Below are 14118 nucleotides of genomic sequence, written 5' to 3'. Positions count from 1 at the left end.
GTCAGTCGTCACCCAAATCCACCGCGATCACACTGAAGTCATCCGGCAAACTCAGCCCGGAACGCTTCAAGGTAGCCGCTCGCAACGTGGACGCAGAATCCGCGAACGAGGCCATCTCAAAGCAGGTTTTGATGGCGTCAAAACCACAGTACTTCCAAACACCATCCGAGAGCATGAGGATGCGCCCGCCGCTCACATCCGAATGTGAAAAGGGAGTGAACATCGCTTCTCCGCTTCCCACTGGCGGATTTTTCCGCTGCTTTGCGGTCCACTCGATGATTTCCCATTCATCGCCGCCGCCTTGCCCCGGTGCAAAGAACACCTTGGAATCGCCACACGATGCCCCAAGAACTGTGGAGCCATCCAATGCCAGAGCAGCGAGCGTGGTGTAGCCCTCCGTCCGGCATACCGCATTGTCTGCGGCATACATCAACGTGGAGAAGATGGAGGGCTGGAGCAGGCTATCAAAGGGATGCTCCATCGACCGGGCCCAAACGGTTTCACACGCAGTGCGCGCAGCCAGCGCTCCATTGGACCGCCCGCCCTGTCCATCCGCAAGCACGCACACATAGCGCTCTCCGCCGGACGGATGGCGGCGGGCGAATACGAAGTCCTCATTCACCACTTTCCCTCCGGGCTCCGTGTGCGTTTTGATGATCATCAGTCCCATCCTGCCGCCAAGAGCGCCAGCCTGTCGATATTGAGTTGCTCAATGGGCTGAATTTGTTTTTCAATATCCTGCATCATCGAGCTTGTGCCATCCATGGACTGACTCCGGTTCGCTCCAGGTTTCCTCTATCGCATACACCTCATGTCCGATGCCCGCAGACTGAAACCTTCGCCGAGTGCAGGTGAACCAATCGCTGGCTCCGCCAGGGACGGCATGCTCTTCGCACCCGAGTCGCTGACCCCGCTGGCGTTTACACCCGTGTATCACACCCTCACGGAGCCGCAGCGCCTGGGCTACAACCGCGTGCATGGCCTCTACTTCCTCGAGCAAATCATCTTCTTCGAGCAAGTGATGGCGCGCCCCACACTGGAGTGGCTCATCCGGAACTCCCCCACTCCGCAACTGAGCCGCGAAGCCGAACACTTCCTTCAGGAGGAGGATGCGCATTCCTCGTGGTTCCGCGGACTCTTGCGTGACATCGCGCCCGAGCAGTATGCGCATGGGGACTTCCGTCTGCTGGATATGGGCAGTCTCACACACCGGCTCATGAGGCTGCCTGGGAGCAGTGTGCGCTTCTTCCCTGCCATGCTCTGGCTGCAATTGATCTTCGAAGAGCGCGCCCTGTATTTTGGCCGTGCCTTTGTCTCCTGCGGCCGGGCGTTGGACCCACGGTTTCAGGCAGTGCATCGCCAGCATCTCGAGGATGAACCAGCACATATCCGTCGCGACGTGCTCTTCCTCGAATGGCTCTGGCCTGGCGCGCCCCTCTGGCTGCGCCGGGTGAATGTGCGTGCGCTGGTGTGGCTGATGCGCGAGTTCTTCCTGCTGCCCAAACGCTCGGGTCTGCGGGTGGTGGATACGTGGCTGCGTGAATTCCCGGAGCTGACGCCGCGCAAGCGAGAGTTCCACGACGCCATGCGCGCCCTTGAGTCCGACGACGCCTACCTGCGCACGCTCTATCCCAAGACCGGCTTCCCCAGGACACGGCAGCTTATCGCCCGCTGGCCAGAGCTTGCAGCCCTCGATGATTTCTTTACGGATTGACCTCGTGGAACAGTCCAATCACGCCAGCGTCTCTCGCCCGCCATCCCCGTGGCCAGCGAGCATTCGTGCGGTGATGCTCCTGCTGAATCTCGTGCCGCTGGCGCATGCGGCACTGACTCTCTGGATTGGATTTGCGATTTCATGGCTGGGCGCGGTGGCGTGTCTCTATCTTGCACCTCCGGTTCTCTTGAGAGTCGTGCTGCTGGCGGTCCCGCTCATCCATGGCACTCACGCACCCGGGTCCCGTGCTTTCTTGATTTGGTGGGCCAGTTCCCAGCCACAGGTGATCTTTTCACGGCTGCCATTGCTGGAGGAACTTCTGCGGATGGTCCCGGGTCTGTATTCTCTCTGGCTCAGGCTGTGGGGATCCAAAATTGGCCGCCTCACCTACTGGGCGCCCGGCGTGCGTGTGCTGGATCGCACTCTGCTGCGGATTGGAGATGATGTGGTTCTCGGAGCCGGAGCACGGTTGATTGCCCACGTGGTCAGCAACAATGCGGAAGGTCAGACCGTGCTCCACGTCGCACCCATCGAGATAGGAGATCGCTGTCGCATAGGTGGCTATGCCCTGCTGTCTCCGGGCTCCGTCGTGGATGCAGATGAAGAGGTGCATATCTGCGCGCTCTTTCCACCGTTCACGCACTGGAAGGAAGGGAGGCGAAGCAAGCTCGCCGTCGTTTCCTAATCTGGTGCACGTAGCTACCCCACCGCCGGGCACCCAGCATCAGCTGCCCGCCACTTCGCGAGCAATGCGTTTGATGCGTTCCGCATCTTCATCCACCTCCAGGAACTCCGCGCAGCAGGAGCCGCTGACTTCATAACACGCGCTGCAAATCAGACGCCCGCCAAGAGGTGTGGCTCCGGGCTTGCCGCACAGCTCGCACAAACTGGTGGCTGTATTCCCCTGGATCTCTTCGGTAGTGCTCATGAATAGCGAATGGTTCTTACACTGTCATTCGATTCACGGCTTGCCAGAGATGTGGCATTTTTCATGCATCAGATTTCCGAGGTGTTGATCCACCACTCCCCACCCGCGTCTTTGGAGAATCCGGCGCCGAACACCGTCGCAGAAGCTTCCAATGCACCGCACTCTCCCACCAGAGTCTGGATGAGCCCGTCGTAGCATTCGATCTTGGGAACCGAGAGAAACAACGCGGGGAAGCCCTGTTGCGAGGCGACCGCACGAGCCGCCTGAATCAGGGCCAATCCTGAAATGGCGTCCACGAATCCGAAGCTGGAGAAATGCGCGGACTTCATCTCACCGCCACCGATCAGGATTAGTTGCTTGCCCAGTCGTGTGTCTTCCACCACTCCACATGCCCTGCCTTGAGACATGGCCACAGGAACGGGCGGCATCTCTGATCGCAGCGTACAAGAGCCCAGTGGCGTACTCCATGCGGCTCGGTGCAAACTCGACCGCACTGCTGTGATGTGGTCGAGTGTCGTTCGTTCAAACTCCAATGCACCGCCTCCGGGTGGCTCTACCGGGATTCTCAGCACGGCGATTTGCGCCAGGGGTTCGAACAAAGGGATGGCCACACGTCCGGTGTATTGCCTCGGACTCCTCGATGTGCCGTTCATGACCACGCCGTATACGGGAGCGAGGCCGGACTGGATCACATGGTCACGCACGGCATGCATCAGCCATGGAAGCACGAGACCGCCCGCACGGGCGCGTGACACTTTCAAATCACACACATAGTACGCTGTCGCTTCGTGCCCATCCGGGTACCGCAGTGTCCTGCGAATGACCGCCACCGTGCCCAACACTTCGGCATTCCTCTCAGCGACGAAAACAACCGCTTCACCCATGGCCTGAAAGAACGCCATGTACTGCCTGCCATGCGTCACGCGAAAAGACGCGCCCTCTCCAAGTGGATAGCTGAATTGACACTCAAACTTCTCCAGCGCACTGCCCAGCCATTCAGGCGGTGAGGTTTCCAACCGATGAAGCTTCATGGTTCCATGCCGACAATGCAAGACTCAACCTATGGCCACACACCCACATGAATGTGCGGGTAGAAGAAGCTGCGGTCACGCTTCTGCAGCGCCGCTCCGAGCTCAACATCCCAGACCAGGCCGCTATCGAGAGCTGGAATATCCAGTGAGGAATTGAGCTGTCGGATGATCATACGTCCGCCCCGCTTCAAAACACGCCGTGCTGCGTTCAACGTGGCCGCAGCCTCTTCTTCGGGAAGCCAGTCGAGGATATTCGAGAGATGGACCAGATCCACGCTTTCCGCCTCCAGCGATTCCAGAACCTCGTTCATGCGTCCGCGCATGTACTCAGGCTCGGTTCGCGCGGTGGGATGGCCGTGGCAGTTCTGTATCCAATCATAGGATACCTCATGTGGAAATCGCCCGACCAGCATCTGCCAGAGGAAGGGATTGGCATTGGCAGGAAGCTGCGCAACGGCATGACGGATCCGTCCTCCAAAATGGCGGTGAAAAGGCTGATGGGGATTCTGCGTGGCCTCGACACCAAACAGGCACACCAGGTTCTGCAATGACATCACGGAGGCAAGGTTCCCATCCAAGGCATCTCCCACCGCGGTTCCCGGTTCGAGCGACTCGAGAACTTGGGAACCATTCCGAGATTGAAGAATACGCATCAAGTCCTCACCCTGCCCATTCATGGCCTCACGCAGACGGGCAAAGGTGAACTCATAACGTCCCGCGTGGTCTGGTCCCACCTGTGCCACGATGTCCGGAGGACCAAACACATCCTGCTTCATCTCCAGCCTGACGAGCCATTCACCAAGTTCCTTCTGGCGAGTCCCGGAGGACATGGGCAGGTGTCCCAGCAAACGCATCACTTCATCCGACGAGCACTCCTGCGCCAAGTGCCATTTGAGTCGCGAGAGCTCGAGCTGCGCAGGATTCATGTCCACCAGCAGCAGCCGTTTCAGCGGCACCCAACTCAGGCACACGGCGGTATCGCCACCGGAGGCCACCATCACCACGGAGCCCTCATAGGGAAGAATTGACGCGAGCTCCAAATCCAGCCGTGGATCTTCGCGCACCTGGGCAAAGGCCAGGGGTAGTTTGGCCGCTTCAACAGCCCAGGAGTCAGGTGACGGGAGTGGCTTCATGCGCGGGAGCGGGTCTGGCTGGCCGCCTTCAGACGGAAGCACCACTGCAGCACCACAAAAAGCATGCCACTGGCCAGCAGATCCGCGAAGTAGTGCAGGCGCAGGTAGAGCGTGCCCACGGCCATGAGCAGCGCCGGCAGCAGCATCACCCAGAATCGCGCGCGATAGAATCGAAAATCCCAGGCCAGCAGGGTAGCGGTCGCCAGTACATGCATGCTGGGAAAGGCATCATAGCGAGCTGCGATACTGCCGTTCAGCATTTCATTGAAGGCTGTGACAGCACCGCCCCCCAGCGGCGCGGCGAAGAGCTCAGGAAATGCCGCAGCGGGTGTCGCGGCAGGAAACAGGAAGTAGCCGCTGAAGCCCACAACAAACGTGGTGAAGACACACCGCGTGAACTCCATGCGCTCTGCGGTGGAAAGACGCCATGCGGAGAGAAACGCCCAATGGACATACACCTGATAGCTCAGGTAGGCGGCGCTTAGAACACCCACCATCCACGGCGACAAGGCGCCCTGCCAGGACACGGAAGGCGTGCCCCCCAGAAGCCATGTGTCCCACGCGAGGATCTGCGCGCTGTGCACCGGTAACTGCAATGCCTCAATGATATCCGAGCTTCCCACATACAGGAGCCATGTGACCATCGCGCAGGCCAGCAAGCGGGTGCGGCTTCCCTTCTGCGAAAGGAACAACACGCTCGCGTATCCTGCCGTGGCTGCGGCCGCTACGAGAGTGGAGTCGCGTGCCACCCCGCAATGCACCGTCAACGCCAGGAGGAGAATCAACCCCAGCGCAAGAAACAGCGCCTCATGCACCTGCATTCTCGATGTGAAGGGCAAGCGGCTCACAACTCCTTGTGCTCCCGCTTCCAGCCCCACGGGCTCCACTTCAAGCTGCCTTGCACAAACTCATGCACGAACGAAGCATACGAAGGGATGTAGGGAGCACCCTGCCTTCTCAATTCCGGCTCCAGTGCTTCATGCACCTTCGGGAGATGATGCCACGGCACCCCGGGAAACAGATGATGCTCGAGGTGGTAGTTCTCATTGCACATGAAGTAGCGCACGAGCGGGCGGGTCAGAATCGTGCGGGTGCCACGCACTTCATCATCCGCCTCTTCCAACAGGGTGTGCTGGCTCATGCCGCGAATGTTGACCATGGTATTGATGAAAAGCATCGGCACGACCCATCCATACCACAACCATGCGCCGGGGACAGCCAGCGACCGCACCACAGCCACGAGTGCACCGAGCGCAGCAAGCTCCAGCAGGATGAGACCACGATCCCTCCATGTCCCCTGCCTGAGGCCGAGGATGGGAATCGCAGCGATGTAGACCGGGTAACCCACGAGCAGTCGCAGCCAGTTCATGCAAAAGACCATCCATGTCCAGCGCGTGTAGTTTTCATAGTGGTCGGGATCGCCTTCGTTTCCCAAGTGCTTGTGATGGCGCAAATGGAGCACTCGATAAGCGGAAAAGTTCTGCAGCACCGGCATGGCACACAGCGCTCCGAGCACACCATTCCAAAAGGCATTCCGGCTCAGCGTGCCATGCACCGCCTCATGGGTGAAGAGGCTGATGCCATGCAGCGAAGCACCTGCCAGCAAGCAGAAGGGCAAAGCCGCCATCCAGTGCCATTCCCGCGCGACAAAGATCGCCAAGGCCGCTCCGAGCAGATACAGCAGCACAAAGGACGCGATACGGATGCCATGCGCCCCCGCCTCCGCCACATGCAGGGCGCGAAGGAGGCTGGGCTCCAGCTTCGGCTTGAATCCCGCAGCACTCATGCCTTGACCCGGTGCAGAAGTGCCAGATCCTCGTACAACCGGTGGAAGATATGCAGGCCCAGGACCAGCCCCTGCTCCACGCGGCGGCGGCTCACTCCTCCCGCATTCCAAGCAGGCTCCACCATGCGAAAGAATCCCGCCGCATGCTCCTTGTCGATTTCCGCATGCAGTGCGTAATGCACGAGCCGCTCCCTTGCCACCCACCCGCGCTCCACCACGGAGCTGCCGATGATGGCCGAAAGATCTGCAAAGGTGTACTCAATGATGCCGAGGCAGGCGAAGGCCGTCTCCGGCTCGCCCGAACTACAGACGCCCATGAGCGCGAAGTTGAAGGCCATCACAGCAGAGCCCTCGGTCTCGTCCCGCACATCACCGGTCTCCACACCGAGCGATTTCAGGAACGTGAGGAAAGTGTGATCGTGTGCCATGGCGGGGCGGAAATCTCCACGCCCCCCCTCATAGCCATGCTCTTCCGCCAGATTGTGCATCAGGGACTGCCGGGAAGCGGAGTCCGGCAGGCGGGCCATCAGCGCCGCCATCGGGCGGGAGAAGAACCGCACCGCGAAATAGAACTGCTTTTGCGAACTGAGGAACTGCTCCCTCGTAAGCGTACCCGAGGAGAGTCCGGCGAAATAAGTGCCCAGATGGACGGGCTGACGCGACAGGGAGGATTCTACTGCGGCAATCATACGTGCCTCAGGCATAGCATGTCCGCCCACGATTCATGCCATTGAAAAAATCGCTGGTTCAATTGATCCAATCAATGGAGCAATCGCGGACTAAACACCCCCTACTCGTCCTCTGAAGAATGTCTCCGGAACCGCCCTCCCCGTTTGACCCGGAAGGCATCCCCCCCTAGATTTACAGATTACTGGAAATCCCACATGTGCGGCATTGTAGGCTACATCGGAAAACGGCAGGCCAGCCCCATCCTATTGGATGGATTGCGGCGTCTGGAATATCGCGGGTATGACTCAGCGGGCATGGCACTCCAGAATGGCGGAAGCCTGGACGTGCTGCGTCGTGCAGGACGCATTGAAAACCTGCGGCAGCTGGTCGCCGAGAAGAGTCCCACGAGTCTCGCGGGCATCAGCCATACCCGCTGGGCGACGCACGGAGCGCCCACGGATGAAAATGCGCACCCGCACTGCGACCAGTCTGGAAAGCTGGCCCTCGTGCACAACGGCGTCATTGAGAACTACCAATCTCTCAAGGATTTCCTCAAGAATGACGGGCACACCTTCGCCTCGGAGACCGACACGGAGGTCCTGGCCCACCTGATTGGCTACTACTACGACAAGGGCAATGGCGATGCGCCAGTGAAGAAACTGGTGAGCGCCGTGCAGCAGGCACTCGGCAAGGTGAAAGGCACCTACGGCATTGCGGTGATCCACACGGATTGCCCGGAGTACATGGTGGGCGCACGTCTCGGCAGCCCGCTCGTGGTGGGACTGGGGCAGGAGGAGCACTTCCTCGCCAGCGATGTCTCCGCCATCATTGCCCACACCAAGGAAGTGATCTACCTGAACGACTATGACGTCGTCACCATCACCCGCGACAGCTTCGATGTGCAGTCGCTGGAAGGTGGCGCGGCCAAGGTGAAGGTGAGCACGGTGGACTTCACCGAGGACGAGGCGGAGAAGGGCGACTTCCCGCATTTCATGCTCAAGGAAATCTATGAGCAGCCGCAGTCCCTGCGCAATGCCATTCGCGGCCGTCTCTCCCGGGATGAAGCCACGGCGGTGCTGGGTGGTCTGCAGATGAATCCCCAGGAGCTGCGCCAGATCGACCGCATCATCCTGAGCGCCTGCGGCACCGCCTGCCACGCGGGCATGGTGGGCGAGTACCTCATTGAGACGCTGGCACGCATTCCCACCGAAGTGGAAATCGCCAGTGAATTCCGCTACCGCAACGTACCCACCACGAAGGACACGCTGCAATTCGTCATCAGCCAGAGCGGTGAGACCATCGATACGCTCGCAGCTCTGCGTGAGGCCAAGCGCAAAGGCATCAAGTGCCTGGGCATCGTAAACAACGTGGCGAGCACCATCGCGCGTGAGTCCGATGGCGGCATCTACATCCACGCAGGTCCGGAAATCGGCGTGGCTGCCACGAAGAGCTTCACCTCACAGGTCGCCGTGCTCACCCTGCTGAGCCTCCTGCTAGGTCGCATCCACCACCTGAGCAGCACGGACGGTCTGGAGATGATCGATGAGCTCGAAGCCATCCCGGACAAGATCACGGAAATCCTCAAGCAAGCCTCCCACATCAAGGAAATCGCGGAGAAGTACGCGCACGTGGAGGGCATGCTCTTCATGGGCCGCCTCATCAACTACCCAGTGGCGCTCGAGGGCGCGCTGAAGATGAAGGAAATCAGCTACATCTACGCCAGTGGTCACCCCAGCGCGGAGCTGAAGCACGGCGTGATCGCCCTGGTGAAGCCGGAGCTGCCGAGCGTATTCATTGCGCCTCACGACGCGGTGTTTGAGAAAAACATCAGCAACATCCAGGAGGTAAAGGCGCGCAAGGGTCCCGTCATCGCCGTGGCCACGGAAGGCCACCCGAACATCGAGAAGGTCGCGGATGACGTGATCTACATTCCGCGCTGCCCGTCTATTCTCAGCCCCCTCCTCACAGCAATCCCGCTGCAATTGCTTTCCTACTACGTGGCCCTCGCAAGAGGTTGCGATGTGGACAAGCCTCGCAACCTTGCGAAGAGCGTGACGGTGGAATGAACAATCCGAGACAATTCCGCATCAAAACCCGCATGCCGTTTCGCGCGCTTGCGAGGTCCTGTGGTCTGTCGATGATTTTTGCGACCGGGATGCTGCATGCCGAGGATCCGACCCCGGTACCAGCATCCCCACCGCTGGCCGTGGCGCCGGGTTCTGCCCCTTCCTCACCTTCGCTGCCGTCTGCCCCAACGCCTGCACCGGTGGCAACTGCGCCTACGGTGTCGATTCCCACTCCACCGCCGAGCGATCCCGTCGCCATGAAGTCGGCGGACACAGCGGTGACCGTGCCGGAAGCACCTGCCGCCGGCCCCCCTGCCCCGCAGGACATGCAGCCCCCCGAATTTCTCGCATGCGTCGGGCAGCAGACAAAAGCGCGCTGGCGGCAGCTTTATCGTGAGCAGGCTCCCACCCCTTCATCTCAACGTCTGCGCGCGGCCTTCACGCTGGGCTCGCTGCAGGGGGATGCGTATCTCGCACTGCAGGCAGGAGATTCGCAGCGCTTCCGCGACAACAATCAGGACGTGCTGAATCACTGCCGTGTGCTGGGCCTTGCGGAGAAGATGAGCCCGGACCTCATGGCCGAAGCCAAGATGGCCCAGACCGAAGACTGGGCCGCCCTGCGCGCAAAGATCGGCGGCACGCACAAGCTGACGGAAACCCTCCTCCAAGAGCAGCGCGATGAAGACCTCGCCATTCTCGTGAACCTGGGCATGTGGATGCGACTCTTTGAAGTCGCCTCCACCCTGGTGGTCAATGACACCGAAGTGCAGAACAAGAGCCTGTGTGTGGGCTCTGTTCACCTGCTGAATGAACTCATGGCCCGCTATGAGCGGCTCACCGAATCCACCCGCCAGGATCCCTCTGTGGTGCTGCTCGGCAACGTGCTCCAGATGCTTCAGAAACACTGGAGCAATACGGATGAAGCCCCACCGCAGGAGACCATCGAGATGACCTTCGAGAAGCTGCGCTTCATCATGGAGAAGATGAAGTGAGTATGCCGCCGGATGGAAGGTGGACTCGACACTGGTTCATGCAAAGAGCATGGCATGGTTAAGGCAACGTTAAGCTCATTGCTTGGGCACCGCTAGGCAAAGAGCACGGAGGCGTGGCCAGAGATTTGCTGGCACGGGATCTGACCAAATTTTCGCGCGATTTCGTGTCCAATTTCGAGCCTTGAGGTGCTTTTGCTTTGCCCAAAAATTCCCACGTCAAATCACGACTCGAATGAGCCGCCCCAGCTCTCTCTTTCTCGCCTCCATTATCCTCGCTTTTAGCATCCCTTCGGCCTTCGCAGCCGAAGCTGGAGGAACCTATTCAAGCAACACGACTCTGGTCAATGGTGACACATGGACCACCGCCATGACCATCAACAATGGCGCAACGGTGAATATTCCCGATCTGGCCACCGTGACCTACGGTGCCGCCGACAACCTGAACCTCAGTGGAACGGGTACTTTGCGCATCGATACCGGAGGCACGCTCTTCCTCGACACGAAAACCGGCAATGACAATATCGTCGTCGTCGGCACGGTATCTGTGGTGAACGATGGCACCGTGCGGTTCGATGCAGGCACCGATATCCAACTCAACACCAATGGCTCCTCATTCACAAACAACGGCCTCCTGCTGAAGACCTCCGGCTCGGATGGTCCGTCCAACGACCCGGCTTACATCTACCCATCGAGCCAGACGGTCGGAGGCAAGTTCACCAACAATGGGAACATCACCGTACAGGCCGGCCACCTGAACATCTCCGGCTCCCAGTCCGCTGGGAATGCTGCCAGCTCCACGGGAGGCATCTTCACGACCACAGGCACTGGCGTCCTTTCCTTCTCCGGTGGATGGACCCTGCTGCGTGGCACGTCCAGCATGGCTACCGGAAGCTCCGTGGAACTCAGCAATGAAAACCCAGCCTCCAGCACCGGCACGTTCTTCGTGGCCATGGCGCCCACCACCATCCTCGACGTGGACGGTGACGGTCTCATCTGGAAGACGGGCAAGCTGAACACCAACGGAAACATCATTGAGAATCAGGGACTACTCCGGCTGCAAGGCGTCGGCGCGACTCTCTTCGGCACCTCGGGCTCCTTTCTCAACGCGGCGGGCGCGACCTTCCGCATGGAGTCAGGCGATCTCGCCGTCACCACCGTCACGCTCCGCAATGAGGGAGCCATGAGTCTTAATGGTGCCTCGCCCACCACCACCATCACCCTGAGTGGCACCGGACTTTTGGAAAATGCCGCAGGCGGTACCTTTGACCTCACCAGCGGCACCCTCACGAGCAGTCTGGCCATTAGCAACGCAGGCTCCATGACCAATGTCGCCGCCACGCTGAATACCAATGGCACCTTTACGAACTCCGGTACCTTCAACCAGACCGGAGGCGTGTGGAACCTGACCGCCGCGGCCACCAGCACCAGCACCGGCGTGCTGAACCTCAAGGGCACCACCATCACAATCACCGGCACAACCCTGACCAACGATGGTACAGCAACCTTCATCGCGCAGGATGGAAACGTGACGCTGCAGGGCACAGGCACCTTCCTCAACAAGGGCACCTTCAATCACACCTATGGCGGCAGCAATGACAACCTCGTGCTGGGTGGGACCATGACCTTTCAGAATGAGGGCACCTTTGACTTTCAAGAGCGCGGCGACCTCCAAATCACGAGCAGTGGGAAGTTCGTGAACAACGGCCTTATTCAAAAAACCGTGGCCGGTACCGACACGAGCTTCTTTTACGGCACTGCGGGATTCACCGCGGGAGCGGGCAGCCAGATTCTTGCCAAGGCAGGAATCCTGCGGATGGCCTCGGGAGGCACCAGCGATGCCGCCGCCCTTTGGACTGCGGATGGCGGAAACCTGGACCTCGCTGGCACATGGACCGGAACGATTGCCGGCAGCTCGGGCAACGGCGGTCGTGTGCGCATCACCGACAGTATGAATACCACCGTGCTCAGCGAGCTCACGGTCGGAACCGGTGGCCTCACCCTGGACATCAAGGGAGATGGTCTCTTCTGGAATCAGAAGGACATCCTCACTGCCGGGAACACGCTGACGAATGTGGGCATCTTCACCATCACGGACGGAGGCATCAAGAACCTCACTGGAGGTGGACAGCTCCTGAATGGCACTGGAGGCATCCTCCACCATCTCAGCGGGACCGTCACGCTCGTGAATGACACGATCATTCGCAACCAAGGCGCCATGAACATCACGGCGGGCACCGGGACTGCTGGATACGGCGGCGAGGGCGCCATCGTGAATGATGCAGGCGGCACCATCACCCATACCAGCGGATCTCTTGGCCTCTCTGGAAACACAAAACTGCAGAACGATGGCACGTATCAGTGGACTGCGGGAACCATCAATCTCAACACCGGTGCAGAGTGGGAGAACAATGGTCTTTTCAACATCAACGGTGGCAGCACCATCACGCACACCTTTCTCACGGATGGTACCGGCACCTTCACCAATGGCACGACCGGCGTCATGGACTGGACGGGCAACAGTGCCTTCAACTTGGGAACTGGCGTGACGCTCACCAATGATGGCAATTTCAATGTGACGGGCAGTGGTGACCGGAATCTCAGTGGCGCGGGCACCTTCATCAACAACGGCACGTTCAATCACCTGGTCACCGTCACTGCGGACAACCTTGTGGGGCTAACGGCAGGCGGTAGTTTCGTAAACAACGGCGACTTCAATTTCGTGGGCGTGCAGGACTTCCGACTGGGCAACGGCTACACCTTCACCAACACCGGCACCCTTACCAAGACGACCACCAGCAACAGCACCGATCAGGCCCAATTCTTCGCTTTCCTCGCGGATGGCACTGGCGGGACTTTTGACAACCAGGGGACAGTGCGCGTGGAGGGCGGCCACTTCCGCATCACCGCTGCGGTGAGCGGATCCACCCAGTTCATTGATGTGAACCTGGTCCAGAAAGGCGCCAATGGCACGCTCACCGGTGGCACCTGGGTGGCGGACAGCACCGCAACGACACTGGTGTCCTTCGCCAGGATCGATCTCGCCCCCTTTGGCGCCAGCAGTGGCATCAATACGATTGGCGAAAATGCCGTGGTGGATCTCATTGGTTCCGGTGCGGAGCTCACGCAGCTCAGCTCCCTGACTTCTGTGGCCGGAGAGTTCTATGTGAGCAACGGGAAGAATTTCAACGCCACTCATCCCAGCAACGCCCTTAACGTCACCTCCACGGGGACCGTGGGCGGCGACGGCACCTTCAGCGATGCCATCACTGTGGATGGCGCTGTCACCCCTGGATCGGGGCGCGGCACACAAAATGGCAAGCTCACCTTCGCCTCCGGCGTGACCTTCAATGCCGGCTCGTCCATCACCCTGCAACTGACCCTGCCGACGGGCACGGTACCACTCGACGGCAGCGTCACGACAACCAGCATCAGCAGCTATATCGCTGGGCTGGCAGATCTGGATCCCACCACCGAGCACGATGCCATTGATGCGAACGGCACGCTGACACTCAATCCAGACATGACCATCTCGGTGGTCTCGAATGGCACCTCGTTCACCTTCGGGCAATACTTTGACCTCTTCGACTGGACCACGGCTCTGGCTGGCATCACCACGCAGGCGGAAGTGGACGCCATTCTGGAACTCCCCACCCTTGACGCGGGTAGTGAATGGAAGACGGATCTCTTTCTCTCCCATGGCATCGTGTACGTCGTCCCCGAGCCGTCGCGTGCCCTGTTGTTGCTGGGCGGCATGATGGTGCTGGGCGTGAGGAGGAGGAGGAAACTGACGGTTTGACCA

The 14118-nt window shown here is 59.9% G+C and carries 12 protein-coding genes; 5 read left to right on the top strand and 7 right to left on the bottom strand.

The window, feature by feature from the left end:
* Position 1: 1 nt before the first annotated feature.
* Positions 2 to 661: a PP2C family protein-serine/threonine phosphatase gene (locus tag DES53_RS04025; protein ID WP_113956892.1), complete on the bottom strand. Its 660-nt coding sequence runs from the start codon at positions 659 to 661 to the stop codon at positions 2 to 4.
* A 150-nt stretch (positions 662 to 811) separates the two neighbouring features.
* On the opposite strand from DES53_RS04025, the gene DES53_RS04020 reads away from it, so the two are divergent.
* Together DES53_RS04020 and DES53_RS04015 are read left to right on the top strand one after the other, a co-directional pair.
* Positions 812 to 1714, top strand: a complete 903-nt coding sequence (locus DES53_RS04020; protein WP_113956891.1) for a diiron oxygenase — start codon at positions 812 to 814, stop codon at positions 1712 to 1714.
* Between the two features lie 4 nt (positions 1715 to 1718).
* Positions 1719 to 2399 (top strand): acyltransferase, encoded by a 681-nt coding sequence (locus tag DES53_RS04015; protein WP_211325435.1) that lies wholly within the window; start codon positions 1719 to 1721, stop codon positions 2397 to 2399.
* A gap of 39 nt (positions 2400 to 2438) precedes the next feature.
* On the opposite strand, the gene DES53_RS04010 is transcribed toward DES53_RS04015, so the two are convergent.
* The 6 genes from DES53_RS04010 to DES53_RS03985 form a co-directional block, all read right to left on the bottom strand.
* Complete coding sequence (locus tag DES53_RS04010; protein ID WP_113956889.1) at positions 2439 to 2642, bottom strand: hypothetical protein; 204 nt, start codon at positions 2640 to 2642, stop codon at positions 2439 to 2441.
* A 68-nt stretch (positions 2643 to 2710) separates the two neighbouring features.
* Positions 2711 to 3673: a hypothetical protein gene (locus DES53_RS04005; protein ID WP_113956888.1), complete on the bottom strand. Its 963-nt coding sequence runs from the start codon at positions 3671 to 3673 to the stop codon at positions 2711 to 2713.
* A gap of 29 nt (positions 3674 to 3702) precedes the next feature.
* Complete coding sequence (locus tag DES53_RS04000; protein WP_113956887.1) at positions 3703 to 4806, bottom strand: DUF3419 family protein; 1104 nt, start codon at positions 4804 to 4806, stop codon at positions 3703 to 3705.
* The gene (locus tag DES53_RS03995) at positions 4803 to 5654 is read right to left on the bottom strand and encodes a phosphatase PAP2 family protein (protein ID WP_170156834.1); all 852 of its coding nucleotides are present in this window, start codon (positions 5652 to 5654) and stop codon (positions 4803 to 4805) included. Before DES53_RS03995 ends, DES53_RS04000 begins: the two co-directional genes overlap by 4 nt.
* Positions 5651 to 6592, bottom strand: a complete 942-nt coding sequence (locus DES53_RS03990; protein ID WP_113956885.1) for a fatty acid desaturase family protein — start codon at positions 6590 to 6592, stop codon at positions 5651 to 5653. The genes DES53_RS03995 and DES53_RS03990 overlap by 4 nt, the downstream gene beginning before the upstream one ends.
* Positions 6589 to 7281 (bottom strand): iron-containing redox enzyme family protein, encoded by a 693-nt coding sequence (locus tag DES53_RS03985; RefSeq protein WP_170156833.1) that lies wholly within the window; start codon positions 7279 to 7281, stop codon positions 6589 to 6591. Before DES53_RS03985 ends, DES53_RS03990 begins: the two co-directional genes overlap by 4 nt.
* Before the next feature lie 195 nt (positions 7282 to 7476).
* Between DES53_RS03985 and glmS the strand changes: the two genes are divergently transcribed.
* From glmS to DES53_RS03970, 3 genes are all read left to right on the top strand, one after another.
* Positions 7477 to 9327: a glutamine--fructose-6-phosphate transaminase (isomerizing) gene (glmS, locus tag DES53_RS03980; RefSeq protein WP_113956883.1), complete on the top strand. Its 1851-nt coding sequence runs from the start codon at positions 7477 to 7479 to the stop codon at positions 9325 to 9327.
* Between the two features lie 32 nt (positions 9328 to 9359).
* Entirely contained in the window at positions 9360 to 10319 is a 960-nt protein-coding gene (locus DES53_RS03975; protein ID WP_147263204.1) for a hypothetical protein, read from the top strand.
* A gap of 232 nt (positions 10320 to 10551) precedes the next feature.
* Positions 10552 to 14115, top strand: coding sequence for a beta strand repeat-containing protein (locus tag DES53_RS03970; RefSeq protein WP_113956881.1), 3564 nt, complete (start codon positions 10552 to 10554; stop codon positions 14113 to 14115).
* The last annotated feature ends 3 nt before the right edge of the window (positions 14116 to 14118 follow it).

The organism is Roseimicrobium gellanilyticum (assembly GCF_003315205.1).
Lineage (GTDB): Bacteria > Verrucomicrobiota > Verrucomicrobiia > Verrucomicrobiales > Verrucomicrobiaceae > Roseimicrobium > Roseimicrobium gellanilyticum.
Note: the sequence above shows the minus strand (reverse complement) of the source record. Positions and strands in the feature narration are given on the sequence as shown.